The 24,669-nt window shown below is 61.8% G+C and carries 24 protein-coding genes and 1 pseudogene; 15 read left to right on the forward strand and 10 right to left on the reverse strand.

Annotation, left to right across the window (positions count from 1 at the left end; translation table 11 throughout):
* Nucleotides 1-4 precede the first annotated feature (4 nt).
* The 3 genes from moaA to GM658_RS10400 are packed head-to-tail and all read right to left on the reverse strand — an operon-like array spanning nt 5 to nt 5,670.
* Nucleotides 5-1,117: a GTP 3',8-cyclase MoaA gene (moaA, locus tag GM658_RS10390; RefSeq protein ID WP_155453964.1), complete on the reverse strand. Its 1,113-nt coding sequence runs from the start codon at nt 1,115-1,117 to the stop codon at nt 5-7.
* A 13-nt stretch (nt 1,118-1,130) separates the two neighbouring features.
* Nucleotides 1,131-2,492, reverse strand: a complete 1,362-nt coding sequence (gene chrA / locus GM658_RS10395; protein ID WP_155453965.1) for a chromate efflux transporter — start codon at nt 2,490-2,492, stop codon at nt 1,131-1,133.
* Complete coding sequence (locus GM658_RS10400) at nt 2,485-5,670, reverse strand: Rne/Rng family ribonuclease (protein WP_155453966.1); 3,186 nt, start codon at nt 5,668-5,670, stop codon at nt 2,485-2,487. The genes chrA and GM658_RS10400 overlap by 8 nt, the downstream gene beginning before the upstream one ends.
* A gap of 569 nt (nt 5,671-6,239) precedes the next feature.
* Between GM658_RS10400 and GM658_RS10405 the strand changes: the two genes are divergently transcribed.
* Genes GM658_RS10405 through GM658_RS10420 form a run of 4 tightly spaced genes read left to right on the forward strand, consistent with a single transcriptional unit; the run spans nt 6,240 to nt 9,292 of the window.
* Entirely contained in the window at nt 6,240-7,259 is a 1,020-nt protein-coding gene (locus GM658_RS10405; protein WP_155453967.1) for an RluA family pseudouridine synthase, read from the forward strand.
* A 10-nt stretch (nt 7,260-7,269) separates the two neighbouring features.
* Nucleotides 7,270-7,929, forward strand: coding sequence for an HAD-IIIA family hydrolase (locus tag GM658_RS10410; protein WP_155453968.1), 660 nt, complete (start codon nt 7,270-7,272; stop codon nt 7,927-7,929).
* On the forward strand, nt 7,929-8,294 hold the full coding sequence (locus GM658_RS10415; protein WP_155453969.1) for a Rieske (2Fe-2S) protein: 366 nt from the start codon (nt 7,929-7,931) through the stop codon (nt 8,292-8,294). Before GM658_RS10410 ends, GM658_RS10415 begins: the two co-directional genes overlap by 1 nt.
* Nucleotides 8,291-9,292: a S49 family peptidase gene (locus GM658_RS10420; RefSeq protein WP_155453970.1), complete on the forward strand. Its 1,002-nt coding sequence runs from the start codon at nt 8,291-8,293 to the stop codon at nt 9,290-9,292. The genes GM658_RS10415 and GM658_RS10420 overlap by 4 nt, the downstream gene beginning before the upstream one ends.
* A 130-nt stretch (nt 9,293-9,422) precedes the next feature.
* On the opposite strand, the gene GM658_RS10425 is transcribed toward GM658_RS10420, so the two are convergent.
* The gene (locus tag GM658_RS10425) at nt 9,423-9,716 is read right to left on the reverse strand and encodes a hypothetical protein (RefSeq protein WP_155453971.1); all 294 of its coding nucleotides are present in this window, start codon (nt 9,714-9,716) and stop codon (nt 9,423-9,425) included.
* A 143-nt stretch (nt 9,717-9,859) separates the two neighbouring features.
* Between GM658_RS10425 and GM658_RS10430 the strand changes: the two genes are divergently transcribed.
* Nucleotides 9,860-10,576: a pseudouridine synthase gene (locus tag GM658_RS10430; protein WP_155453972.1), complete on the forward strand. Its 717-nt coding sequence runs from the start codon at nt 9,860-9,862 to the stop codon at nt 10,574-10,576.
* 53 nt (nt 10,577-10,629) lie between these two features.
* On the opposite strand, the gene GM658_RS10435 is transcribed toward GM658_RS10430, so the two are convergent.
* Together GM658_RS10435 and GM658_RS10440 are read right to left on the reverse strand one after the other, a co-directional pair.
* Nucleotides 10,630-11,058 (reverse strand): EF-hand domain-containing protein, encoded by a 429-nt coding sequence (locus GM658_RS10435; protein ID WP_155453973.1) that lies wholly within the window; start codon nt 11,056-11,058, stop codon nt 10,630-10,632.
* A 9-nt stretch (nt 11,059-11,067) separates the two neighbouring features.
* Nucleotides 11,068-11,445, reverse strand: a complete 378-nt coding sequence (locus tag GM658_RS10440) for a VOC family protein (protein WP_155453974.1) — start codon at nt 11,443-11,445, stop codon at nt 11,068-11,070.
* Nucleotides 11,446-11,607: 162 nt separating this feature from the next.
* On the opposite strand from GM658_RS10440, the gene GM658_RS10445 reads away from it, so the two are divergent.
* Nucleotides 11,608-12,189 (forward strand): Rpn family recombination-promoting nuclease/putative transposase, encoded by a 582-nt coding sequence (locus GM658_RS10445; RefSeq protein ID WP_170298761.1) that lies wholly within the window; start codon nt 11,608-11,610, stop codon nt 12,187-12,189.
* Nucleotides 12,161-12,607, forward strand: coding sequence for a hypothetical protein (locus tag GM658_RS10450; RefSeq protein WP_211841842.1), 447 nt, complete (start codon nt 12,161-12,163; stop codon nt 12,605-12,607). Before GM658_RS10445 ends, GM658_RS10450 begins: the two co-directional genes overlap by 29 nt.
* Here GM658_RS10450 and GM658_RS10455 read toward each other — a convergent pair.
* On the reverse strand, nt 12,604-13,011 hold the full coding sequence (locus GM658_RS10455) for a DUF2061 domain-containing protein (RefSeq protein WP_155453977.1): 408 nt from the start codon (nt 13,009-13,011) through the stop codon (nt 12,604-12,606). The genes GM658_RS10450 and GM658_RS10455 overlap by 4 nt on opposite strands.
* 87 nt (nt 13,012-13,098) lie before the next feature.
* On the opposite strand from GM658_RS10455, the pseudogene GM658_RS10460 reads away from it, so the two are divergent.
* The 8 genes and pseudogenes from GM658_RS10460 (at nt 13,099) to motD (ending at nt 22,160) form a co-directional block, all read left to right on the forward strand.
* Nucleotides 13,099-14,130: pseudogene (locus tag GM658_RS10460) on the forward strand (fumarylacetoacetate hydrolase family protein).
* 81 nt (nt 14,131-14,211) lie between these two features.
* Nucleotides 14,212-15,351 (forward strand): flagellar biosynthesis protein FlhB, encoded by a 1,140-nt coding sequence (gene flhB / locus GM658_RS10465; RefSeq protein ID WP_155453978.1) that lies wholly within the window; start codon nt 14,212-14,214, stop codon nt 15,349-15,351.
* 12 nt (nt 15,352-15,363) lie between these two features.
* Nucleotides 15,364-17,493: a flagellar biosynthesis protein FlhA gene (flhA, locus tag GM658_RS10470; protein WP_155453979.1), complete on the forward strand. Its 2,130-nt coding sequence runs from the start codon at nt 15,364-15,366 to the stop codon at nt 17,491-17,493.
* Nucleotides 17,494-17,762: 269 nt separating this feature from the next.
* Nucleotides 17,763-19,127 (forward strand): flagellar biosynthesis GTPase FlhF, encoded by a 1,365-nt coding sequence (gene flhF, locus GM658_RS10475; protein ID WP_155453980.1) that lies wholly within the window; start codon nt 17,763-17,765, stop codon nt 19,125-19,127.
* On the forward strand, nt 19,120-19,920 hold the full coding sequence (locus GM658_RS10480; RefSeq protein ID WP_155453981.1) for a MinD/ParA family ATP-binding protein: 801 nt from the start codon (nt 19,120-19,122) through the stop codon (nt 19,918-19,920). Before flhF ends, GM658_RS10480 begins: the two co-directional genes overlap by 8 nt.
* A 17-nt stretch (nt 19,921-19,937) precedes the next feature.
* Nucleotides 19,938-20,669: an RNA polymerase sigma factor FliA gene (locus GM658_RS10485; protein ID WP_155453982.1), complete on the forward strand. Its 732-nt coding sequence runs from the start codon at nt 19,938-19,940 to the stop codon at nt 20,667-20,669.
* Nucleotides 20,651-21,397, forward strand: coding sequence for a flagellar motor protein (locus GM658_RS10490; protein ID WP_155453983.1), 747 nt, complete (start codon nt 20,651-20,653; stop codon nt 21,395-21,397). Before GM658_RS10485 ends, GM658_RS10490 begins: the two co-directional genes overlap by 19 nt.
* Nucleotide 21,398: 1 nt before the next feature.
* A complete protein-coding gene (gene motD, locus GM658_RS10495) occupies nt 21,399-22,160 on the forward strand; it encodes a flagellar motor protein MotD (protein WP_155453984.1) in 762 nt (253 codons plus the stop codon).
* Between the two features lie 96 nt (nt 22,161-22,256).
* On the opposite strand, the gene GM658_RS10500 is transcribed toward motD, so the two are convergent.
* From GM658_RS10500 to flgM, 3 genes are read right to left on the reverse strand one after another with little or no spacing between them, the layout of a single operon-like run.
* Nucleotides 22,257-23,819: a hypothetical protein gene (locus tag GM658_RS10500; RefSeq protein WP_155453985.1), complete on the reverse strand. Its 1,563-nt coding sequence runs from the start codon at nt 23,817-23,819 to the stop codon at nt 22,257-22,259.
* Between the two features lie 43 nt (nt 23,820-23,862).
* Nucleotides 23,863-24,327, reverse strand: coding sequence for a flagella synthesis protein FlgN (locus GM658_RS10505; protein ID WP_229416849.1), 465 nt, complete (start codon nt 24,325-24,327; stop codon nt 23,863-23,865).
* 6 nt (nt 24,328-24,333) lie between these two features.
* Complete coding sequence (gene flgM / locus GM658_RS10510; protein WP_170298762.1) at nt 24,334-24,657, reverse strand: flagellar biosynthesis anti-sigma factor FlgM; 324 nt, start codon at nt 24,655-24,657, stop codon at nt 24,334-24,336.
* Between the last annotated feature and the right edge of the window lie 12 nt (nt 24,658-24,669).

A 24,669-nucleotide genomic window follows, 5' to 3' on the forward strand; every position in this document is an offset into this window, starting at 1 on the left:
CAGCTTAACCCCCGATATAGGACATTTCGACTTTGCCGTCGCGGCCTTGCGCCAGGCCTTCGGTATTGATGGTGCGCAGTTCGGAATAGCGGTCGCCGCGCACGCGCCACAGCGCGCCGATGGCGGACGAAATCTCGGCGTCGCTGCGGCCTTCGCGCAGCAGCGCGCGCAAGTCGTGGCCGCGCGTGGCGAACAGGCAGGTGTACAGCTTGCCCTCGGTCGAGAGGCGGGCGCGCGAACAATCCTTGCAGAAGGCGTGCGTGACGCTGGAGATCACGCCGATCTCGCCGCCGCCATCGGCATAGCGCCAGCGTTCGGCCGTTTCGCCTGTGTAGTTCGGATCGACGGGAACCAGCGGCATTTCAGCGCCGATCATGCGCACCACCTCCGCTGATGGAATCACGTCGTGCATATTCCAGCCGTTGGACGAGCCCACGTCCATGAATTCGATGAAGCGCAGGATCGCGGGCGAGTCTTTGAAATGGCGCGCCATCGGCAGGATCTCCTGCTCGTTCATGCCGCGCTTGACCACCATGTTCACTTTCACCGGGCCCAGTCCGACTTTATGCGCCACGTCGATCCCGTGCAGCACGTCGGCCACGGCGAAATCAACGTCGTTCATGCGCTTGAAGATGGCGTCGTCCAGCGCATCGAGCGATACGGTGACGCGCTGCAGGCCGGCGTCTTTCAGCGATTGCGCCTTGCGCGCCAGCAGCGAGCCATTGGTGGTCAGCGTCAGGTCGAGCGGCTTGCCGTGCACGGTGCGCAGTTCGGCCAGCATGCCGACCAGCCGTTCCAGGTCCTTGCGCAGCAATGGTTCGCCGCCGGTCAGGCGGATTTTCTCGACGCCGTGTTCAACGAACAGGCGGGCGATGCGCGTGATCTCTTCGAACGTGAGCAGGGCGTTATGCGGCAGGTATTGGTAATCCTTGTCGAACACTTCCTTCGGCATGCAGTAGACGCAGCGGAAGTTGCAGCGGTCGGTGATGGAAATGCGCAGGTCGTGCAGCGGACGGGCGAACTGGTCCCGCAGGCTGCCGGTCGGCGCCTCGAGTGTTGCCGGGACGGCCGGCGCCTGGCTGCGGCCATCGTTCAGGAGGATGATTTTTTCAGTCATGCTGGGTGCGCGGTTACACCCAGTACGATAGCACGATGCCAGCAATCGCACAGGCCAGCAATACCCGGATTGTCCCTTGCTTGTACTGCATCAAGGCTATGGCGGCTGCGGCGGCGATAGCGACGGCCGGCCATTCCCAGCGGCCGGCTGGGTGGAAGACGTGAATGCCGAAAAATAGTGCCAGGCTGGCAATCACGCCGACGACGGCGGCGGAAATGGCGGTCAACGGGGCGGTCATGCGGATATCGCCGCGGGTTGATTCGACCAGCGGCCCGCCGGCCAGGATGAAAATAAACGATGGCACGAAGGTGAACCAGGCGGCGACCATGGCGCCGGCGGCGCCGGCCAGGCCGGGGGGGCCGGCGATGGCTTGGTGCGTCCAGCCGCCGACAAAGCCGACAAAGGCGACCACCATGATCAGCGGGCCGGGCGTGGTTTCGCCCAGCGCCAGGCCATCCACCATTTGCGCGGCGGCCAGCCATTGGAAGCGTTCGACCCCGCCCTGGTAGACATAGGGCAGCACAGCGTAGGCGCCGCCGAAGGTCATCAAGGACGCCTTGGTGAAGAACCAGCCCATTTGAGCCAAGGTCTGGTCGAAGCCGAAAATCCATGCCAGCAGCAGCCAGCCGCCTGCCATCAGGACAAGGGCGGCGGCGGTGACGCGTGCCAGTCCGGCCCAGCTGAATCGGGCATGGGGTGGAGTCGGGGTGTCGTCGTCAATCAGGGCAGGGGCGTGAGCGGCTCGCGCCTGGCTGGGGCTGTGCGCTGCGCGTCCCAATGCGAACAGGTCCGGGCGCAGGCGGCCGCCGATCCATCCGAGAAGTGCGGCGGCGCCGACGATGGCGGGAAAGGGCAGCTCGATAAAACTGATGGCGATGAAAGCGGCGAGGGCGATGGCCATCAGCGGGCGGTTGCGCAGCGTGCGGGTACCGATGCGCCAGGCTGCGGCCAGGACAATCGCCACCACGGCGGGCTTCATCCCATACAGGATCCCGGCGATGGCGGGCAGGCTGCCGTAAGCCATGTAAATCCAGGACAGGCCGATCAGCAGCAACAGGGAGGGGAGCAAGAAAAGCACACCGGCGATGATGCCGCCTGCCGTCCGGTGCATCAGCCAGCCGATGTAGATGGCGAGCTGGGTTGCCTCGGGGCCGGGCAGCAGCATGCAGTAATTCAGGGCGTGCAGGAAGCGGTGTTCGGAGATCCAGCGCCGGCGCTCGACCAGTTCGGCGTGCATCATGGCGATCTGGCCGGCGGGCCCGCCAAAGCTGATGAAGCCCAGTTTGAGCCAGTACAGGAAGGCTTCCCGCAGTGGGACGTAAAAAAGGGAAGCGCTAGGCTTCCCTTTTTCGTCAGCGCCAGGCTGATTAGCCATTGACCTTCGTTTCAACCTGCACCAGCGGCTCGCTGGCGACCGGTGGCTGCGGCTTGCGCTCGCGTGGCACGCGGATCGGTTGGGCGGTGGCGGCGGCGGCAGCTGCTTCCTGCGCGGCGCGTACCTTCGCAGGATCGGTTACGGCCATCGACAGGCCGGCTGCGGCCAGCATGGCGTCGACGTCGGCTTTGGCGGCGGCTGGCGCTGCAGCAGCAGCAGGTGCCGGTGCGGCGACAGCCGGCGCTGGAGCAGGCGCCGGGGCAGCCGGAGTCGCAGCCGGGGCTGCGGCAGCAGGTGCGGCGGCCGGAGCGGCTGCTACCTGGGCGGCAGCTGGTTCAACCACGTCGGCGGCGACTTCTTCTGCGGTTGCCGGTTCGGCAGCTGCAGCGGCAGGCGCCGGCTCCGAGAACGGCAGCACGGCTTGCGGCGAAGCTGGCGCCGCGGCGACTGGTTCAGCGGCAGGTGCGGCCACTGGCAGGTCGACGGCAGCCGGCTGGACCGGCGCAGCGATTGGCGCAGCCTCAACTGGCGCAGCGGCGACAGGAGTGGCGGCGACCGGTGCAGCTTCAACAGGAGCTGCAGTCACGGGAGCGGCTGCAACAGGGGCCGCAGGCGCTGGCTCGGCAATAACAGGCGCTGCGGCAGCTGCGGGTGCAGCAGCCGGGGCGGCGGAAACCTCGGCAGCAGCGCTGGCAGCCTCGCTAGCTGCCGGTTCAACGGCTGCGCTGACGGCGACAGGCGCAGCGGTTTCAATTGCGGCCGGAACAGCGGCGTCGGCAACTTCGCCCTCAGCCGGAGCAACAGTGAACGTTGCCTCGGTCACGCCCTCCGCACCTTCCACACCCTCGGCGCCTTCGCGCTCACGGCGGTTACGGTTACGGCCACCGCGGCGGCGGCGGCGGCGTGGCTCATCGCCGCCTTCTGCGCCTTCGTGCTCTTCACCCTCTGGACCGGTGTTGCCGGCGGCTTTTACCAGTACTGGCGTTTCGGGCGCGCCGGTGCCGGTGCCTACTGGACCGACGCCTGCTGCTGCCAATGCCAATTCCTCGGCCTTGGCTTCTGCTGGAACAGGTTTCTCTGCACGTGGTTCACGCGGCTGGCGTGGCTGGCGCGGTTCGCGTGGCTCGCGCTGCTCGCGCGGTTCACGTTCTGCACGCGGTGCTGCCTCGGCGCCTTCGCGCTGCTCGCGTGGCTCGCGCGGCTGGCGTGGTTCACGTGGCTCGCGCGGCTCACGCTGTTCGCGCGGCTTGCGGGCTTCTGCTGCCGGTTTGGCTTCCTCGGCGCCCGGACGGGAACCTGGTTCGCGGTCTTCGCGCTCGCCACGGCCGCCTTTGCCGCTACGGTTACGGCCGCGCTGGCCGCGATCCTTGCGGTCGCCGCGGTCGCCATTGGCTGGCGCCTTGGTGACGATGACCGGCGCCTTCGGCTGCACTGGCTCTTCCTTGTCACCACCGGTGAAGAAGGAGATCAGCTTGGCGAAGAAACCTTTTTCTGCAGGAGCTGGAGCGGCTGCGGCGCGTGGCGCGGCGGCTGGCTTGGCAGCTTCCGGCTTGTGTTCCACCAGCGGAGCTGGTTGCTCTGGGGTAATGGTCTTGACGACGGCTTCCTGGCGCGGCTTGGCTTCTTCCTTATGGCGCTTGGAGAACGACATGTCGGTCTCGGCAGCTTCGGCCATGGTGTAGGACGCAGCGTGGTCTTCCAGGCGTGGATCGTCGTGCTTGATGCGTTCCAGCTTGTAGTGCGGGGTTTCCAGGTGCTTGTTCGGGATCAGGATCACGGTGATGCGGTGACGGGTCTCGATCTTCAGCACTTCGCCGCGCTTCTCGTTGAGCAGGAAGGCAGCCACGTCGACTGGCACCTGCACGTGGATGGCGGCGGAATTTTCCTTCATCGCCTCTTCCTGGATGATGCGCAGCACCTGCAGGGCGGACGATTCGGTATCGCGGATGTGGCCGGTGCCCGAGCAGCGCGGGCAAGTCACGTGCGAGCCTTCCGACAGGGAAGGGCGCAGGCGCTGGCGCGACAGTTCCATCAGGCCGAAGCGGGAAATCTTGCCCATCTGGACGCGGGCACGGTCGTGGTGCAGGGCGTCTTTCAGGCGCTGTTCGACTTCGCGCTGGTTCTTCGACACCTCCATGTCGATGAAGTCGATGACGATCAGGCCGCCCAGGTCGCGCAGGCGCAGCTGGCGCGCCACTTCGTCGGCGGCTTCGCAGTTGGTGTGGAAGGCGGTGGTTTCGATGTCCGAACCGCGGGTAGCGCGGGCCGAGTTGACGTCGATGGAGACCAGGGCTTCGGTGTGGTCGATCACGATGGCGCCTCCGGAAGGCAGCGGCACGGTGCGCGAATAAGCGGTTTCGATCTGGTGTTCGATCTGGAAGCGGGAGAACAGCGGCACGTCGTCGCTGTAGCGCTTCACACGGTGCACCATGTCCGGCATCACGTGCGACATGAACTGGTGCGCCTGTTCGTAGATCTCGTCGGTATCGATCAGGATCTCGCCGATATCAGGCTGGAAGTAGTCGCGGATGGCGCGGATCACCAGCGACGATTCCTGGTAGATCAGGAAGGCGCCGGTGGCCGCCTTGGACGCGCCTTCGATGGCGCGCCACAGTTGCATCAGGTAGTTCAAGTCCCACTGCAGCTCTTCCACGGTACGGCCGATGCCGGCGGTACGGGCAATCACCGACATGCCTTGCGGCAGGTCCAGCTTGTCCATGGTTTCGCGCAGTTCCTGGCGCTCTTCGCCTTCCACACGGCGCGATACACCGCCACCGCGCGGGTTGTTCGGCATCAGCACCAGGTAGCGGCCGGCCAGCGAGATGAAGGAGGTCAGCGCCGCGCCTTTATTGCCGCGTTCTTCCTTCTCCACCTGCACCATGATTTCCTGGCCTTCGCGCAGCGCTTCCTTGACGGATGCATTGCGCACGTCGACGCCTTCGCGGAAATAAGAGCGGGCAACTTCTTTAAAGGGGAGGAAGCCGTGGCGGTCTTCGCCGTAGCTGACGAAGCAAGCTTCGAGGGAGGGTTCGATTCGAGTGATGACGCCTTTGTAGATATTGGACTTGCGCTGCTCTCGTCCGGCGGTCTCGATGTCGATATCGATCAGTTTCTGACCGTCGACAATGGCTACGCGCAGCTCCTCTTGCTGCGTAGCATTAAACAACATGCGTTTCATTTTTATTAACTCCGCGACCATTAGGCCATGTCAAAGCCGCCTCCGTGGAGGACGGCGAAGTACAAGGATATACGCGTGAATTAAGGAGGCTGTAGGGGGAAATGCCTCGTCATGCGGCGCAGCTGCGCGAAGCGCTGCCGCCGCATTGGGCGCATGAAGCCGATCGTCATGCCGAGTTTGCGCACTGCGTGCAACATCATCCAACGGCCCGAGCGTTGCCGGGTGGCGGGAGAATGCAGGCGTGCGCACATCGTCGGGCCAGGGCATCTTGTATGGTGCCTTGGCGAAACGGCAAGCGTTATCCACTTCATCAACCAGCGAGCAACGACTGTAGTGCTTGCTCACCGGACTTATCCTAACAATCCAGCCAGTCTAATTCAGCACACGAGCGCTCGAGCCGATGGCAACAGTGGTTGCGACCCTGATCGGCGCACGGATGTGCGTATACAATTTTTCCCCACTGAATTTGCGTTTGGCGAGGCCAGTGGATACGCCCCTGTGTAAAATGTACGTTTAATTCTTTACACGTGCAGCAATTAAAACTGCGGCAAAACGATTATATATTCAAAATGAAGGACTTAGAGAGAAATTCTGGGAAGTCGGGCCAAAACAAGTCGCAAAAAGCCGATTCCGCTTCCCCCCAACAGGTCCTGCCGCAAGCACAATTCGTGACAATCACTGAAGAAGAGGCCGGTCAGCGGATCGATAACTACCTGTTGCGTGTTTGCAAAGGGGTACCGAAGAGTCACGTCTATCGTATCCTGCGCTCGGGTGAAGTAAGGGTGAACAAGGGGCGGATCGACCAGCTGTACCGCCTGCATGCCGGCGACCTGGTGCGCATTCCGCCGATTCGAATTGCTGAAAGGCAAGAGGCAACCGTCCCGGCCGCCGAATTCGAAGTGATTTTCGAAGACGCCAACCTGCTGGTGATCAATAAACCGTGCGGCATAGCCGTGCACGGCGGCTCCGGCGTATCGTTCGGCGTCATTGAGCAGCTGCGTGCCGCCCGTCCCGACGCCAAGTTCCTGGAACTGGTGCACCGCCTGGACCGCGAAACCTCCGGCCTGCTGTTGATTGCCAAGAAGCGTACCGCCCTGACCAACCTGCACGACCAGATGCGCGACGGCCTGACCGACAAGCGCTACCTGGCCCTGGCCGTGGGCGACTGGAAGAACAAGCGCCAGCACGTCAAGTTGGCATTACATAAATACACCCTGCCCGACGGCGAGCGCCGGGTACGCGTGCAAGCCGATGGCCAGGCCTCGCACACCGTGTTCACCCTGCTGCAGAAGTTCGACGGCTTTGCACTCCTGGAAGCCGAACTGAAAACGGGCCGCACCCACCAGATTCGCGTTCATCTGCAATCTTCGGGCTTCCCCATTGCAGGTGACGATAAATACGGCGATTTCGCGCTGAACAAAGCGCTGCAAAAGGCCACCGAAAGGCGTGGCGCGCTGAAACGCATGTTCCTGCACGCCCACCAGATTACGTTTACCCACCCGGAAACGGGTAAGCCGATGACCTTGAATGCGCCTTTGGCCGCCGAATGCCAGCGATTCTTGGTAAGCTTGGGGAAACCATTGAATTGAGAAAAAAATAATGCCGCGCAAGCAATTTGACCTGATCGTCTTCGATTGGGACGGCACGCTCATGGACAGCACTGCCACCATCGTGAAATGCATCCAGGCCGCCGCCAAGGACCTGGGCCTGCCAATCCCGAACCGGGAGCAGGCCGCCCACGTCATCGGCCTCGGCATGGGAGAAGCCATGCAAGTGGCGATGCCCGGCCTCGACCCGAAGATTTATCCGCGCATCACGGAGCGCTACCGCTACCATTACCTGGCCAAGGACCATGAACTGACCTTGTTCGAGGGGGTACCGGAAATGTTGCAGGATTTGTCACAGCAAGGCTATTTCCTGGCGGTCGCCACCGGCAAGAGCCGGGTCGGCCTGAATCGCTCGTTGAATGCGGCCGGCCTGCTCTCGACCTTCGACGCCACGCGCTGTGCTGACGAGACGTTCTCCAAGCCGCACCCCGCCATGCTGCAGGAGCTGACCCGCGAACTGGGCCAGGACCTGCGCCGCACGGTCATGATCGGCGACACTACGCACGACCTGATGATGGCGCAAAATGCGGGATCGTCTGGCATCGCCGTCGAATATGGCGCCCATCCGCTGGACCAGCTGGCCGCCTGCAACCCGGTGTACTCGGCCCGCACGGTGCCGCAGCTGCACCAATGGCTGAATGAGAACGCGTAATGACGGCGGAAATCCTGGTCTGCGAAGCGAATGCGCTGCTGGAAGGTGGCAAGGGTATCCGCTTCCCGCTGCGCGCCGGCGGTGAAGACACCACTGGCTTCGTGGTGCGTTACGGCGGCAAGGTCTACGGCTACCTGAACCGTTGCGCACACGTGCCTATCGAGCTGGACTGGGCCGAGGGCGAATTCTTCGAATCGAGCGGCTTATATATTATGTGTTCCACGCACGGCGCGATCTATATGCCGGAAAATGGGCAATGCGCCGGCGGCCCATGCCGCGGCGGGCGCCTGCGACCCATCGCAGTGAGCGAGCACGACGAAAACATTTACTGGCAGCCTGATGACTACGTAGGCCCAAGACCATGAGCGATAACAACGAGAACAATCCGCCACCACCAGCCCCGCCGCCGGCTGAGAATCCACCCATCAAATGGGAACGCGAGGTGCTGGAAAAGCTGGTCTTCGCCACGCTGAAGGAGCAGCGCGCCAATCGCCGCTGGAGCATTTTCTTCAAGGTGACGATGCTGGCCATTATTTTCTTCGCGGTGGCCAGCTACTTCGGCGTCAACCTGATGGGCGGGGATGCCGAATCGCTGGGCCGCCATACAGCCTTGATCGAAATTGAAGGCAGTATTGAATCCGAAGGCAGCGGTGCTGCAGATGTTGTCATTCCTGCACTGAACAAGGCTTTCTCAGACAGCGGCTCGGTCGCCATCGTCCTGCACATCAACAGCCCGGGCGGCAGCGCCGTCCAGGCCGGCATGATCGTGGACGAGATCCACCGCCTGCGCCAGGGCTATCCGCAAAAGCCGCTGTACGTTGTTGTGGATGAAATCTGCGCTTCCGGCGGCTATTACATCGCGTCGGCGGCCGACCGCATCTACGTCAACAAGGCCAGCATCATCGGCTCGATCGGCGTGCTGATGGATGGCTTTGGCTTTACCGGTACCATGGAAAAGCTGGGCGTCGAACGCCGTTTGCTGACGGCCGGTGAAAACAAGGGGTTCATGGATCCGTTCAGCCCGCAATCCGAAAAGCAGAAGCAGCACGCCCAGAGCATGCTGAAAGAGATTCACGCGCAATTCATTGACGTGGTGCGTACCGGCCGCGGCAAGCGCCTGAAGGAAACGCCGGACATGTTTTCCGGCCTGTACTGGACTGGCGCAAAGGCCATCGAGATGGGCTTGGCTGACGACCTGGGCAGTGTGGACAGTGTGGCGCGCGACGTAGTCAAGGCTGAGGATATTGTCGACTATACCCAGCATGAAAACTTGCCGGAACGCGTGCTGAAGAAGTTTGGCGCAGCAGTCGGCTATGGCGCGATCAAGGCTGCGGCGGATGCAGCCAGACCGACCCTGCGCTAAGAGCTAGCTCAGCAGTCAACATTGGCATTTATGCCTAGATTTTGCCTTGCCATTTCCCCGACGTGGACTATATTGACGGTGTAGTTCGATTCAAGGGGAGGGCGAATAAGCAATCAATTCTTGAGGCAGACTACGCAGCCGCATCACGGATGCGGAGTTGAGTGAATTTACATTCCTCGTCACTGTCTCTTTGAGAGGCAAGAGAACGGCGGCCCATGGCCGCTGTTTTCGTTTCGGTGCTCTGGTCTTCGGCCGCGAAGCCGCCATGCACCAGCCATTCCACCATTTCCGATTGACGGCTCTGCCGCCACAGCGCTTGCGGCATCGCGCCTGCCTGCCCGGTCCAGCGCGCAACGGCCAGCTTGGTTTCCAGCGACGCGGCATGGGCCTGTGCCAGCGACTTGCGGTTGATATTGAACTTCATTGCTGAGATCTCCCAAAGAAATTCCTATAGCCCGTTCAGTAGATTCCTAATGCTATTTAAGTGTACCAACTCGAACGGCACGCCCTTTGATCTGCATCAATAGGATGCTTTGCGGTAGCGTAAATCCGGTAAAATCCCGCCCCATGAGTAAATTATCCCTGGACCGAATCCTGCAGTCGCAAGGTTTCGGCACCCGAAAATACTGCCGCGCCCTGATCGAAGACGGTGACGTGTCGATCGGCGGCGAAGTGCAAGACAACTATAAAGCGACGATCGAAACCGAGCGCCTGGTACTGGAAGTGTTCGGCGAGGAGTGGGTCTATCGCGAACACCTCTATATCGCGCTGTACAAGCCATCCGACTACGAATGCTCGCGCAAGCCCAGTCATCATCCCGGCGTGCTGACCCTGCTACCCGAACAGTTCACCTGGCGCGAAGTGCAGCCAGTTGGCCGCCTCGATCATGACACCACGGGCATGCTGCTGATGTCCGACGACGGGCCCTTCATCCATGCCCAGTCTTCGCCCAAGCGCCACGTGCCCAAGGTCTACCAGGCCACTACGGCCGAGCCGGTGACCGAGGAGCTGGTTGCCCAGCTGCTGGCCGGCGTGCAACTGCACGATGAGCCTGCGCCCCTGGCGGCCGTCACCTGCATCAAGCGCGGCGACAACCAGCTTGAAATCGTGCTCGAGCAAGGCAAGTACCACCAGGTCAAGCGCATGCTCGCCGCCGCAGGCAACCACTGCACCGCTTTGCACCGCTCTGCCATCGGCCAGCTCGAATTGAGCTCTCTCGGCCTTCAAGAAGGCGAATGGTGCTACCTCACACCTGAGCAGCTAGCCCTGCTGACCCCCACCTGATTGTTTGAGCAGTCGGGTCTGATCCCGCGGGTCAGGCCCGGGTTGCCGGCTTTCTAAGGTTTGCGCATCATCGTCGCATGTCCGGCGGCCATTTCTTCCTTGCTCAGGAAGCCATCCTTATTGGTATCCATCTTCGCAAACATTGCCGCCGACCCCTTGGCATGTTCATCAGCGGAGAGAACGCCATCACCATCGGCATCGATGGCCTTGATCTTGTCCGCCGCCGGCATATCCGACTTCTTCGCTGACTGGCCCGTAATTTCCGCGTGGGCAGCTGTCATCTCGGCAGCGGTAACCTTGCCATTGTGGTTCGCGTCCATTTTTTCGAACATGGCCTTGGCGCCAGCGGCGTGCTCGGCTGCAGAAACCTTGCCGTCATGGTCGGTATCCATCGCCGAAAATTGCTTGTCAATTTCCGGATTTGCAGATGCATGAAGCGCAAACAGCGCGCCCGCAATCAGCGTAAGTGCTTTCATATTCATATTGCTCTCCTATCCGTTGACTATGCTCAGGATATTGCCGTCGACATCCTTGAACCATGCGGCCTTCATGCGTTCGCCGACATGGATATCGCCTTGCAGCTTCAAGCCTGGCATGTCGTAGTGCTCGAACCCCACGCCCTTGGACTTGAGCTGTGCTGCAATCGATTCAAGCTCGCTTCCGACGTTCCACATTACTGTGGTCGCTTTGTTGGTCCCAGCAAACTCCGAGCGATAGACATTGAGCCTGGTTGCGCCGCTGCGGAAAATGAGCACTTGCTCCTCCGGGCTGTCGAGTTGTTCCAGGCCGAGAATTTCTCCATAAAACCTGGCCGCTGCGCACAGGTCTTTCACCGCAATCATTGCAATCGCGTCTTTGTCGGCAAGCATGGTGCGCCTCCTGGAGTGATTGACCACTGGAGCCTAGGCCTCCAGCAGCGCCGCGTCAGTTCGCTGGCGCACGCCGATCTTCGCTTGCGGAGCGCATGAAAAGGCTCCATGCCTTGCGCGGCGCCAAATCTTGCCCTTGTCCGCACACGTAGACTTCAATGCATGGCACTCCTCAGCGATACGAGCTGCAAACAAATCTTCACTTTTCCCGAAATGGCGAAGGAATTGCTGTGTGCGGCCGTGGAACAACGCTGGGCACGCGCGGTGCCCCTGAAAGCGTTCGAGCGCGTTAACGCAAGCTACGTGAGCGCAACAGGCACTCAGCGTCATGACGATTTGGTCTGGCGCCTGGAGCGCGTACGAAATGATGATCTTTATTTGCTAGTGGAATTCCAGTCGCGTCCAGATTTGTTGATGGCGGAGCGCATGCATGCATACACAGCGCTGCTATCTGAAGAATTGGCCAAGCAAGGTAAGGTACAAGCAGCGCAAATCCTACCAATTGTGCTCTACACGGGGCAGCGGCCCTGGCACGTTAAAACAATCGTTTCGACAGTTTCTCTTTTACCACCGGGGCTGGAATCCTTCGAATCGCAATTTAGCTACCTCTTGATTGATGTCGAGTCCATCGTGGATCAGTCGAATATTGTCTATCTGTTGCTGGCTCTGAACCAGGTCAAGCATCCTGAAAAATTTAGGAGCTTGCTCGAAAAAATTGAACCTATGGCGCGAACGTCAATCTAATCAACAACTGGTTCAGGCTATTGATGCTTTGGTAGAGTTAAAAGTCTGGTCGGAAACAAAGTGCCCGGCGTTGCCGCCGGCGTCTACGTTGGGGGAGGTGATCGAAATGTTTGACCAACAATCGCAGTGCTTCATTGAATATTTTAAAGCAGCGCACGGAAGGGAAATGCGTATCAAGGGCATGTGGGAAGGTCGTAAGCATGGCCGAAGACTGGCTCGGGAGGCTGGCCGTCAAGAAGGACGGGAAGAGGGGCGCCAGCAATCCTGTCAGGAAATGATTCGGCTTATTCTCGAGCGGAGGTGCATTCAACTTTCTTGCGCGGCGACTGATCGGCTCGAGCACGCCGATCTTCCCAGCTTGAACACATGGATTGGCCAGCTATTGTCCGATGTGGTGCCGCCTGAATTGCGCGATTAAGCCGGAACTTCGTTCGCAGGCGCCACCTGGAGGACGTGGCGGTCGAATAGCCTGTCGTGTAAGGGCAGTGCGATCACATTAATGATCGGTTCCAGTACCGCTGCCAAGCCGCCAAAGGCGAGCGAGCCGGTCGCAGCGTAGACGGCGCCGAATGAAACGACGGCGTGCATCAATGTCTGCGAAAATTTTTCTGCCGCCAGCAGCGCCAGGCGGCGGGCGGGATGGCGTGAGCGAATCGCGTGCCAGGCTCGTTCGTGGTAAGGCAACAGCACCACGTTGATGACAGGTTCAAGCACCGCCGCGAGCCCGCCGAAGGCCATCGATCCAGTCAGCACGTACATCAGGCCGAACGCAATCCCCATGTGCGTGGTGACCTGGCTGAGTTTTTTTGCTGCGATTGCCATACTCGAATCCTTTCTTGGTTGAGCAAATAGTAATGATTCTCAACCAGGAGGTAAAATTGATTATCTCTACCGAATCGATAGCAATCCATGAAGCTAGCTACCCTGAAAGACGGCACCCGCGACGGCCAGTTGATTGTCGTTTCCCGCGACTTGAAGTCTGCCGTGGTCGCCGACGGCATTGCCCGCAGCCTGCAGCGGGCACTCGACGACTGGTCCTTCATCTCGCCCCAGCTGGACGAGCTGTACCGCCAGCTAAACGATGGCAAGGCACGCCGCAGCTTCGATTTCGAGCCGAAAGAATGCATGGCGCCGCTGCCGCGCGCCTACCAGTGGGCCGACGGTTCCGCCTACGTCAACCACGTCGAGTTGGTGCGCAAGGCGCGCAATGCCGAAATGCCGGCTTCGTTCTGGGAAGATCCGTTGATGTACCAGGGCGGCAGCGATGACTTCATCGGTCCTTGCGACGACATTGAGCTGAAACATGAAGAATAGGGTATCGACTTCGAATCGGAAGTCGCCGTTATCACTGACGATGTGCCGATGGGGGCGACACCCGACCAGGCCTTCCAGCAAATCCGCCTGCTAATGCTGGTCAATGATGTTTCCCTGCGCAACCTGATCCCTGAGGAGCTGGCGAAAGGCTTCGGCTTCTTCCAGTCGAAGCCGGCCAGCAGCTTCTCGCCTGTGGCGGTGACGCCGGACGAACTGGGTGAGGCGTGGAAAGACGCCAAAGTGCACCTGCCGCTGCGCTCCACCTGGAACGGCAAGCTGGTGGGACAGCCGAATGCGGGTGTCGACATGGTATTCAACTTCGCCCAATTGATCTCGCACCTGGTGAAGACCCGCAATGCGCGCGCCGGCACCATCGTCGGTTCCGGCACCGTCTCTAACAAAGATGCGAAGAAGGGCTATTCCTGCATCGCCGAAAAGCGCTGCCTGGAAATGATCGCCGATGGCAAACCGACAACATCGTTCATGTCCTTCGGCGACACCATCAAGATCGACATGCTGGATGCGGACGGCAAGTCCATCTTCGGCGCCATCGACCAGCAAGTCTGGCAACTGGGCCGGCCGAAGGCTGTTCCTGAAGCGCAGCCGGCAGCGGACCCCGCCGAGTAAAGAGGGAATTCCCCGCCTTTTCCATCGATAGCTCTTGCCCGGCCGCAGCGATAATGGCACGGTCGATAACAGGAGCGGTCAATGGCTGAGGACAGCGACGCAGAAAAGACAGAACCCGCGTCACAGAGGCGCCTCGAGCAGGCGCGTGAAGAAGGGGATGTGCCCAGGTCACGCGAAGTGGCCACTTTTACCGTCCTGATGGCAGCGGGCGCCGGCCTGTGGATGACAGGTTCCGGCCTGGTGCGCGAATTGAGCCGCATGCTGAGCTCCGGCTTGTCGCTGACGCGCGAACAAGTCTTCAATCCCGATATCCTGACCACCCGCATCCTGGTCGATGTGGTGAACGTCATGCTGGCCTGCCTGCCGATCGGCGTGGCCGTGATGATCGTGGCCCTGGCTTCGCCGCTGCTGGTGGGCGGCTGGCTGTTTTCGGCCAAGGCATTTACTCCCAATTTCATGAAGCTGAACCCTTTGACGGGGATCGGCAATATGTTTTCCACCAATTCGCTGGTGGAGCTGGTCAAGGCCATCATCAAATCGGTCATCGTGGGCGTGGTGGCCTGGATGGTCATCTCGCGCCAGCAGCAGGAAGCCATCGGCTTGCTGAGCGAGCCGCTGAACGCGGGCAGTGCACACGTGATGAATATGCTGGGCTTCAGCTTCATGGTGATTGTCGGCGCGCTGGGTTTCATCGCCGCCATCGATGCGCCATACCAGATGTGGCATTACGCGAACAAGATGAAGATGACGCGCCAGGAGCTGATCCAGGAATCCAAGGAATCGGACGGCAACCCGCAGATCAAGGGCAAGATCCGCCAGCTGCAGCGCGAAATGGCGAAGAAACGCATGATGCAGGAAGTGCCGACCGCGGACGTGGTGGTAACCAACCCGACCCACTATGCCGTGGCGCTGAAATACGCCGAGGGTGCGAAAGGCGCGCCGCGCGTGGTGGCCAAAGGCACCGACGAAGTGGCGGCCAAGATCCGCGAACTGGCCAAGGAGCACCGCGTCGCCATCCTGGAAGCGCCGCCGCTGGCGCGTGCCCTGCACAAGCATACCGAGATCGGCGACGAAATCCCGCCACGCCTGTACGCCGCCGTGGCGGAAGTGCTGGCCTATGTGTACCAGATCAAGGCCTATCGTCCGGGCCTGCGCTACCCGGACCGTCCGGGCAAGCTCGATGTGCCGGACGATATGGACCCACTGAACAAGCAACAATAACGGAGTAATAGAATGAACGCGTTGAACATGCCGCCATGGATGAGGGGAATTGCCGGTAACGGACAGGCCCTGGCTGCGCCGATCCTGATCATCATGCTGCTGGCGATGATGATCCTGCCGCTGCCGTCGTTCGTGCTCGACCTGTTCTTCAGCTTCAATATCGCGCTGTCGATCATCGTCCTGCTGACCAGCCTGTATACGGTCAAGCCGCTCGACTTCATGGCCTTCCCGACGGTGCTGCTGGTGTCGACCATGCTGCGCCTGTCCTTGAACGTGGCATCGACCCGCGTGGTGCTGACCGAAGGCCACACCGGCCCGGATGCGGCAGGTAAGGTGATCGAGGCTTTCGGCCACTTCCTGATCGGCGGTAATTACACGGTCGGTATCGTGGTGTTCGTGATCCTGACCATCATCAACTTCGTGGTGGTGACCAAGGGTGCGGGCCGTATCGCCGAAGTGGGCGCCCGTTTCGCCCTGGATGCAATGCCTGGCAAGCAGATGGCGATCGACGCCGACCTGAACGCGGGCCTGATCGGCGAGCCGGAAGCCAAGCGCCGCCGCAACGAGGTCTCGCAGGAAGCGGAATTCTACGGCGCCATGGACGGTGCTTCGAAATACGTGCGCGGCGACGCGGTGGCCGGCATCCTGGTTACCGTGATCAACGTGGTGGGCGGCCTGCTGGTTGGCATGATCCAGCACGATATGGGCTTTGCCGATGCGCTGAAAAACTATGTGCTGCTGGCGATCGGTGACGGCCTGGTGGCGCAGATTCCTTCGCTGGTGATTTCGATCGCGGCCGGTATCGTGGTGTCGCGCGTAGCATCGGAAACCGATATCGGCACCCAGGTGATCAGCCAGCTGTTTGCCAAGCCGCAGGTGCTGTTCATCACCGGCGGCATCATCGGCGGCCTGGGCCTGATTCCCGGTATGCCTAACCTGGTGTTCATCCTGCTGGCGTCGGCCCTGATCGGCTCCGGCTACATGCTGCAGAAGCAGGCGAAAGAAAAGGCGGAGATGGCCGAGGCGCGCGAGGCGGCCGGGCCGGGCGGCGGCGCTGCCGGCGGCGCCGCAGCGGCCGGCCAGGCTGCGCCCGAGCAGGAAGAGGCGACCTGGCAGGACGTGTTGGCTGTCGATACCCTGGGCCTGGAAGTGGGCTATCGCCTGATCCCCCTGGTTGACAAGACCCAGGGCGGTGAGCTGCTCAAGCGCATCAAGGGCATCCGCAAGAAATTCGCGCAGGAAGTCGGTTTTTTGGCGCCGCCGGTGCATATCCGCGACAACCTGGAACTTAAGCCTTCCGCTTACCGCATCACGCTGAAAGGCGTTGAAGTGGGGACCGGCGAGGCGTTCAATGGACAGTACCTGGCGATCAACCCAGGCATGGCGAACGGCACCTTGCCTGGCATGGTGACGACCGATCCGGCTTTCGGCCTGCCGGCGATCTGGATCGATGCCTCGCTGCGCGACCAGGCTACAGGTATGGGCTACACCGTGGTAGACGCTGGCACTGTCGTGGCGACTCACCTGAACCACGTGATCACTTCGCATGCTTCCGAACTGCTGGGGCGCGCGGAAGTGCAGGCGCTGCTGGATCACCTGGAGAAAGAAGCGCCCAAGCTGGTGGAAGACCTGGTGCCGAAGATGCTGTCGCTGTCGACCTTGCAGAAGGTGCTGCAAAACCTGTTGGCGGAAGGCGTGCATATCCGTGACATGCGCACCATTATTGAGACGCTGGCCGAGTTTACGCCGCACACGCAGGATCCGAACGAGTTGACGGCGCAGGTGCGCGTGGCCCTGGGCCGGGCGATTGTGCAGCAGCTGTTCCCGGGTGGTGGCGAGCTGTCGGTGATGACGCTGGATAACCGCCTGGAGCGCTTACTGATGCAGGCCATGGCGAGCGGTGGGACGGATGCGGCGGGTATTGAGCCGGGGCTGGCGGATACCATCGCGCAGCAGGCTGCGGCGGCGACCCAGCAGCAGGAAGCGCTGGGCGTGACGCCGGTATTGCTGGTGCCGGGGCCGTTGCGGCCGTTGCTGTCCAAGTTCTTGCGCAGGGCGCTGCCGCAACTCAAGGTGCTGTCGCATGCGGAGATTCCGGAGTCGAAGACGATTCGGGTGACGGCGCTGGTTGGCGCGCAGTAAAACCGGTAAACCAGGGTCCGACCCAAAGGTCAGACCCTGTCTGTGCGTCTGCCGCCGGTTCGGTTCCAGGCCTTTGACTCTCGACGAAGATCAACGGCCTAGAACCAACCCGCGGCCGCGAGATCATTCAGGGTCTGACCCTTGGGTCAGACCCTGGTTTGCCGGGTTTTGAATTAAGAGGCATTTCCCAAGCTATTCCCCAGTTTGTTTCTACCCTGCATCGTCAATAATTTGACCATGTGCGAAATAATCAGCAGGAGTAGCTGGAAATGAACGTCAAAAAATTTACCGCCCCAACCTCCCGTGAAGCGCTGCGCAAAGTGCGCGAAGCGCTCGGCCCGGATGCGGTGATCCTCTCCAACCGCGCTGTCGACGGCGCGGTGGAAATCCTGGCCCTGGCCGGCGACGATGCCGCCGCCCTGGCCCCGCACTCCCCAGACTCCCCGATGTCCGCGCCGGCGCCGCAGCTGGACCTCGCTCCAGCCTCCCCAGCTGCCGAAGCCGCGCCATCGCTGGTCGCCCATCCCGCAGCCCCGGTGTTGCGTACCGCCCCGCGCCAGGCGCAGCCCGTGCCGCGCGCCCCGGCCCGTCCGGCTGCGGCGCCAGCACCCGCCATCGACATGGAACGTATTTCAAGCATGGTGGCCGAAGCCGTCGCCAGCGCCAAAGCCAGCGCCGCCGCCGAAATGACCAGCATGATGAGCGAACTGCGCGCCATGCGCGGCATGATGGAAACCCAGCTCAACGAACTGGCCTTCGCCAATACCCAGCAGCGCGAACCGCACAAGACCGTCGTGCTGCGCGAGATGCTGGCCGCCGGCTTCTCCGCCAGCCTGGCGCGCTACCTGACAGACAAGCTGCCAGCCACCCGCGATGGCGCCGAAGCCCTGCAATGGATCCGCACCGTCCTGGCCCGTAATATCAACGCCATGAACAACGAAGATGCGCTGCTGGAACAGGGCGGCGTATTCGCCTTGGTCGGTCCGACCGGCGTCGGCAAGACCACCACCACCGCCAAGCTGGCGGCGCGCTGCGTGATGCGCCACGGTCCGGAAAAACTGGCCCTGATCACCACCGACGCTTATCGTATCGGCGCCCACGAGCAACTGCGCATCTACGGCAAGATCCTGGGCGTGATGGTGCACTCGGTGAAGGACGAAGCCGACCTGCGCATCGCCCTCAACGAACTGAAAAACAAGCACACCGTGCTGATTGATACTGTTGGTGTCAGCCAGCGTGACCAGATGGTGGCCGAGCAGGTCGCCATGCTGCAGGGCGTCGGCACCAATGTGCAGCGCATCCTGTGCATGAACGCCACCTCGACCCAGGAAACCCTGTCCGAAGTGGTGCGCGCCTACCAGGGCAGCGGCCTGGCCGGGGCCATCATCACCAAGCTGGACGAGGCGGCCTCCATCGGCTCCGCCCTGGACGTGGTGATCCGACACAAGCTGCGCCTGTACTACGCGTCCAACGGCCAGCGCGTGCCGGAAGACCTGCACCTGGCCGATCCGGTTGCGCTGGTGGAGCGCGCCTTCGGCGGCCAATCCGCCCCGAAATACGGCGATGCCGAACTGCCCTTGCTGGTAGCTGGCGCCGCCCAGGATCCAATGCTGCGCGAGGTACGCCTTGGCTAATTTCGACTTCGACCAGGCCGAAGGCCTGCGCCGGATGCTGGCCGGTCCCCGGCCACGCATCATCACCTTCCTCTCGGCCACGCCGCAGGACGACAAAGGCGCCATGCTGGTTAACCTGGGCGCTTCGCTGTCGCAGGCCGGCAACGACGTACTGGTCGTCGATGCTTGCGCCAGCGCCCACGGCGTGGTGTCCCGCCTTGGCCTGGACCACGGCACCAGCCTGCTGGACGTGGCGCGCCAGCGCTGCGGCCTGAACCAGGTGCTGCATGCTGCACCGCAAGGCTTCAACGTGGTGTCGATGACCCGTGGCGAAGCGCGCCGCGGGCCCGAAGAAGGGCGCCGCCTGGCGAAAGCCTTCGGCGTGCTGGCCAGCCAGTCCGGCATCGTGCTGGTGGATGGCGAATTCGACGGCGAGGCCTTCCCTGTGCCGCTGATGGCGAGTTCCGAGATCGTGGTGCAAGTGTCGAACAGCGCCACTTCCATCAAAAATGCTTATATGATGATCAAGCGGCTCAACCATGAACTGGGCCGCCGCCCCTTTGGCATCCTGGTCACCGGCGCTTCGGAGGCCGAAGCAAGGGTGGTTTACGATAATATGGCGCATGCGGCAAGCCGTTACCTGGCAGTCAACCTCGTTTCCATGGGGTCTGTCCCGGCCGACGAATACCTGCAGCGTGCAGCCCGGCTGGGACGTGCGGTGGTGGACGCCTTCCCATTGGCCGGGGCTTCAGTGGCCTTCCGCCAGCTGGCAGGGCGTTTTGCGATGGGGAGCTGCAACCATTTTAGAGCCTGAAAAGAATTAGAACCTTTATGTACACGGTCAAAGGGAAGGTGGACAAGGATTCCTTGCTGACGGAGCACATGCCGTTGGTCAAGCGCCTGGCTCACCATATGAAGGCAAAATTGCCGCCCAGTGTGGAAGTGGATGACCTGGTACAGGCAGGCATGATCGGCTTGCTCGACGCTATTAACAGGTATGAAGAAACGCACGGCGCCCAGTTCGAGACTTACGCGGTGATGCGCATCCGCGGCGCCATGCTCGATGAATTGCGCTCCTCCGACTGGATGCCGCGTTCGATGCGGCAGGACATGCGGAAAATTGAAAACGCGATGGCCACGCTGCAGCAGCGCCTGGGCCGCCCGCCGACCGAGTCGGAAGTGGCGAAGTCGCTCAAGCTGTCGCTGGCCGATTACCAGGAAATGCTGTCCGAAGGCGGCGGCCACCAGCTGGTGTACTACGAAGATTTTCACGAGGAAGACGGCAACGACAGCTTCCTCGACCGCTACGCCCATGATGAAGATGCCGATCCGCTGCGCGCGCTGCTCGACACCGACTTCCGCCAGGCTGTGATCGATGCGATTGATGCGCTGCCACCACGTGAGAAAATGCTGATGGGCCTTTACTACGAGGAAGAGCTGAACCTGAAAGAGATCGGCGCCGTGATGGGCGTGTCCGAATCTCGCGTATCGCAATTGCACACACAAGCCGTGGCGCGCCTGCGTGCCTCGCTGCGGGAGCAGGCATGGACTGGTCCAGCGTAGCCGGCGTCCTGCTGGCGCTGGCCGGCATCATCGTCGGCCAGGGGCTGGAAGGCGGCAAGATCACTTCCTTGCTGCAGCCGGCCGCTTTCGCCATCGTGGTGATCGGCACCTTCGGCGCTGTCATGCTGCAAACCCGGGTGCCGACCTTGCGCCGTGGCTTGTCGATGATCCGCTGGGTCTTCAAACCGCCGCCGGACAGCCGCGCCCAACTGGCGCGCGACATCAATAACTGGAGCATGCTGGCCCGCCGCGACGGGCTGCTGGCGCTGGAGCGCCCCATGCTCGGCGCCAAGGACAAATTCGTCGCCAAAGGCCTGCGCATGATCGTCGACGGCATCAATCCGGACAAGATGCGCCAGATGCTGGACATGGAAATCACTGCCTTCGAAACGGCGGAACGCCAGGCGGTGCGCATCTGGGAGTCGGCGGCGGGATATTCGCCGACGATCGGCATCCTGGGCGCCGTGCTGGGCCTGATCCATGTGATGGAAAACCTGACCGATCCGAACAAGCTTGGTTCCGGCATTGCGGTCGCGTTTGTGTCGACCATTTACGGCGTCGGCCTGGCCAATCTGTTCTTCTACCCGATCGCCAACAAGCTCAAGACCATCGTCACGCGCCAGGTCTACCTGCAGGAGCTGACGGCGGCGGTGATGTACGACATCGCCACGGGCGACTTCACACGCGTTATCGACGAGCGGATCGCGACCCTGATGCGGGAGCCGTGATATGCAGAACCGCCGCGCGCGCCGCAAATTCGATGACGAACCGGAGAACCATGAACGCTGGCTGATTTCCTACGCCGACTTCATCACGCTGCTGTTCGCGTTCTTTGTGGTGATGTATGCGGTCTCCTCCGTCAACCTCGGCAAGTACAAGGTGTTTTCCGATGCTTTAGGGGATGCGTTTGGCGGCGCCGGTTCCGCCGTCCCGACCAATACCGAGGTTCAGAGTTTGCCGATCCCGAATCCGGCCACGCGCAAGCGCAATGAGGCGATCAAGAAGGAGAAGGAGCAGATGACTCGCCTGGCCAAGGATCTGGCCAGCACGCTGGCTCCGCTGGTCAAGGAAGGCAAGGTGCGCGTGACGCAGAATAGCCGCGGGGTGAGCGTGGAGATCAATGCGTCGGTGCTGTTCCGCGCCGGCGATGCAAGCTTGACCGAGGAATCGCGTGAGGCGCTGACGGCGGTGGCCTCCTTGCTGAAGGATGATCCGCATGCGGTGCAGGTGGAGGGGCACACCGACAATGTGCCGATCAGGAATGCGGCGTATCCGTCGAACTGGGAGTTGTCGGCGGTGAGGGCTGGGACGGTGGTGCGCTTGTTTATTGAGGCGGGGATCAAGCCGTCGCGCATGACGGCGGTGGGGCATGCGGATAATGAGCCGGTGGCGCCGAATACGGACCCGGAGTCGCGGGCGAGGAATCGCAGGGTGGCGGTGACGATTTTGTCAGGCATCCCCGATCCCGCTACCGAAATTCCAAATCAGTAACCCGGTAATTCTGGGTCAGACCCAAGGGTCAGACCCTTCCACCGCACGCCTCGCTGACAGGGTCAGACCCTTGGGTCTGACCCGGGTTTACCGGGTTCAGGCGCGCAGCCGCTCCGGATGCGCCATCTCCGCCCGCAAACGCTGCCTGCGTCGCCAACTCCAGGCCGTCCCGATCGCGCCCAGCAAAGCCAGCACTCCCGCCACCGGCCAAGCCGACGAGCGCATATTCGCCCGCGCCTGCGCATCCATCAACGCCTCCGGAAACGGCCTCGGTTCCGTCGGCACCACTTGCCACTTGCTGCGGTCCGCTGGCGCCCGCGCCATGAATTCATCGATCGAATACGCGGGCGCGGACCCGAACGCACGGCTCGAAGGCACCTGGGGAATCCGCACAAGCATCACCGCTGCCACATCGGATTTCAGTTGCTGTTCAAAACCACTCAGCTCGCGCCCGGGGTCGCCAACCAGCATCGCCAGCAAATCCCTGCCCAGCGCGTCAAACGCCACTGCGGGGTGCAAGCGCGTCTGCTCCTCGGTGAAATACTCGTATGCCTTGCGCCCGCTGGCAAAGCTCATCTCCTTCGCGCCCATGTAGGCAAAGGCCCCAAGCGCCTTCAAACGATTGGTCGGCCCCTGGAACGGCCACTGCCAGCCCAGCTTGCGCAACACATCCACGCTGATCCCCGCGCAATTGTCGGCGGCGTGCTTGTAGCTGAAATGGTGGGCATAAAACTCACGGTAAACCTGGTTCACCTTGCCCTGGAAGGCTTGCGCCGTGCGCGCATCATCCAGCACCGCCACCAGCATGTACGACGGCCGGTAATACTGCTGGCCGCTGTTCAAGTCCATCAGGTAGTTATCCATTGGCACCGCCGAGGCGACGATGCCTTTTTCGCTGAACGAATCGAGGTTGTAGAAGTTATTCACCAGCCAGTCCGACCATTCACCTTTCTGGCCCAGCTTGCCGGTGGCGATGGCGAAATGGCCGCCGAAGGCTTCATCGTCGTCACCCTGGGCGCCGCTCAGCACGATTGCCAGCACTGGTTTGCCGGCCAGGGCGGGAGATGCGGCGCCTGGCCGCTGCCACACCTTGCGTACCGCATAGCCGCTGCGGGCGCCGCCATTGGCATGCCGCACAAAGCCTTGCAGGTTATCGTCCCCGGCCAGCGGCTGCAGCGGCGGTCCGGAATCGATCACGAAGTCGCTCGGCCAGATGGTCCGCGCTACAAACTGCCCGCTCTTTTCATCCAGTTGGCCGCGCACACGTACTTCCCGTTGGCGAAAGAACGCTTCCGAGCTGGCGTTGAAATAGGAGCGGTTGGTGGCGATCTTGGGCGCCAGGCGCAGGTTCAGCGTGCTGCCGTCGGCCGTATGGAGGAACTCGCCGTCGAAACGCGCTTGGGGCACCAGTTGCGGCGAACCGACCCAGACCAGACCCGGCGCATCGGTGGCGCTCGCGGAGGGCAGGGCGATGACCTCGTCCTGGAAATACCAGAGGGCTTGCTTCTGGCCGCAACCATCGCAGTGGCCATCGGCCAGACGGAATTGGCTGGCGGACTGAAGTCCGAAATTTTCGCTGCCAAGAGCGGAATGGATGGACGTGGCTCCGGCTTGGGCCGTAATGCCCGCTAGAATGATTCCTGGGAGAAATGTGCGCATTTGCACATTATGCAATAACCGGCGGCTCGCCGGTTGCGAAATCTCAACCGGCGATGAAGCCGCGGCGGGTGCCGCCGCCGGAAGTCATGCCGCTTGGGCCGTAGACGGTTGTCTGCTGTGGGCGCAGCGCCTGCAGTGCGCCTTGCGTGTGGCCCAGGTGCTTGTTGATCAGCACGCCATTCAGGCGGTTCAGTTCTTTTGCTTCGCGCGTCTGGTCCAGCAACTGCTGCCACAGGATATTGGCAGCATCGTCATTCGCGGCTTCCAGCCACGATTCCATGCCAAGTTCCATTGCTGGATAGCCCGCTTCGGCCAGGGCGTTGTGGCGCCCGGTGGCCAGCGTGGCCATTTCATTGACCAGGGCCGACTTTTGCGGAGTCAGCGAAGTCAGGTGGTCGATGTCCGCCGCGACCAGGTCTTGCTGTTCCTGTTTCAGGATATCCAGCAATTCCGTGATCTTGTTCAACTCAGCCTGCAGGCTGTGTTTAGGGGAGACAGCGGCCATCATGCTTCCTTAGCGTTGCTTACGTGCGTTCAGCAGGTCGCGGACCGTGTCCAGCAAACCGTCTGCCACTTTTTCCGAATTGACCTGGAACTGGCCGTCAGCAATCGCCATCTTGATGCGTTCGACTTTTTTGGTGTCGAACACGGCGTTGCTGGCGGCAGCTCCACTGGCCGCCATCGCCTGGCCTTGCGCGGACAGGCGCACATTGTCGGTACCTGCCTGTGGTGCGGTCGAAGTTGCTGCGGCGGCCTTGTCCGCGCCGCGCGCGTTCGAGCTCGTCGCGGGCGAACTTGGCAAGCCCGGCGTGTTCTTCAATGTATCGTTGATCTTCACAGCTTTATCCTC

The sequence above is a fragment of the Massilia eburnea genome (assembly GCF_009720745.1).
In the GTDB taxonomy this organism is placed as follows: domain Bacteria; phylum Pseudomonadota; class Gammaproteobacteria; order Burkholderiales; family Burkholderiaceae_D; genus Rugamonas; species Rugamonas eburnea.

What these genes read in the sequence shown, in the direction of transcription:
- moaA (WP_155453964.1), bottom strand. Translation starts at nt 1,117, where the DNA reads ATGACTGAAAAAATCATCCTCCTGAACGATGGCCGCAGCCAGGCGCCG.
- chrA (WP_155453965.1), bottom strand. Translation starts at nt 2,492, where the DNA reads ATGGCTAATCAGCCTGGCGCTGACGAAAAAGGGAAGCCTAGCGCTTCC.
- GM658_RS10400 (WP_155453966.1), bottom strand. Translation starts at nt 5,670, where the DNA reads ATGAAACGCATGTTGTTTAATGCTACGCAGCAAGAGGAGCTGCGCGTA.
- GM658_RS10405 (WP_155453967.1), top strand. Translation starts at nt 6,240, where the DNA reads ATGAAGGACTTAGAGAGAAATTCTGGGAAGTCGGGCCAAAACAAGTCG.
- GM658_RS10410 (WP_155453968.1), top strand. Translation starts at nt 7,270, where the DNA reads ATGCCGCGCAAGCAATTTGACCTGATCGTCTTCGATTGGGACGGCACG.
- GM658_RS10415 (WP_155453969.1), top strand. Translation starts at nt 7,929, where the DNA reads ATGACGGCGGAAATCCTGGTCTGCGAAGCGAATGCGCTGCTGGAAGGT.
- GM658_RS10420 (WP_155453970.1), top strand. Translation starts at nt 8,291, where the DNA reads ATGAGCGATAACAACGAGAACAATCCGCCACCACCAGCCCCGCCGCCG.
- GM658_RS10425 (WP_155453971.1), bottom strand. Translation starts at nt 9,716, where the DNA reads ATGAAGTTCAATATCAACCGCAAGTCGCTGGCACAGGCCCATGCCGCG.
- GM658_RS10430 (WP_155453972.1), top strand. Translation starts at nt 9,860, where the DNA reads ATGAGTAAATTATCCCTGGACCGAATCCTGCAGTCGCAAGGTTTCGGC.
- GM658_RS10435 (WP_155453973.1), bottom strand. Translation starts at nt 11,058, where the DNA reads ATGAATATGAAAGCACTTACGCTGATTGCGGGCGCGCTGTTTGCGCTT.
- GM658_RS10440 (WP_155453974.1), bottom strand. Translation starts at nt 11,445, where the DNA reads ATGCTTGCCGACAAAGACGCGATTGCAATGATTGCGGTGAAAGACCTG.
- GM658_RS10445 (WP_170298761.1), top strand. Translation starts at nt 11,608, where the DNA reads ATGGCACTCCTCAGCGATACGAGCTGCAAACAAATCTTCACTTTTCCC.
- GM658_RS10455 (WP_155453977.1), bottom strand. Translation starts at nt 13,011, where the DNA reads ATGGCAATCGCAGCAAAAAAACTCAGCCAGGTCACCACGCACATGGGG.
- flhB (WP_155453978.1), top strand. Translation starts at nt 14,212, where the DNA reads ATGGCTGAGGACAGCGACGCAGAAAAGACAGAACCCGCGTCACAGAGG.
- flhA (WP_155453979.1), top strand. Translation starts at nt 15,364, where the DNA reads ATGAACGCGTTGAACATGCCGCCATGGATGAGGGGAATTGCCGGTAAC.
- flhF (WP_155453980.1), top strand. Translation starts at nt 17,763, where the DNA reads ATGAACGTCAAAAAATTTACCGCCCCAACCTCCCGTGAAGCGCTGCGC.
- GM658_RS10485 (WP_155453982.1), top strand. Translation starts at nt 19,938, where the DNA reads ATGTACACGGTCAAAGGGAAGGTGGACAAGGATTCCTTGCTGACGGAG.
- GM658_RS10490 (WP_155453983.1), top strand. Translation starts at nt 20,651, where the DNA reads ATGGACTGGTCCAGCGTAGCCGGCGTCCTGCTGGCGCTGGCCGGCATC.
- motD (WP_155453984.1), top strand. Translation starts at nt 21,399, where the DNA reads ATGCAGAACCGCCGCGCGCGCCGCAAATTCGATGACGAACCGGAGAAC.
- GM658_RS10500 (WP_155453985.1), bottom strand. Translation starts at nt 23,819, where the DNA reads ATGCGCACATTTCTCCCAGGAATCATTCTAGCGGGCATTACGGCCCAA.
- GM658_RS10505 (WP_229416849.1), bottom strand. Translation starts at nt 24,327, where the DNA reads ATGATGGCCGCTGTCTCCCCTAAACACAGCCTGCAGGCTGAGTTGAAC.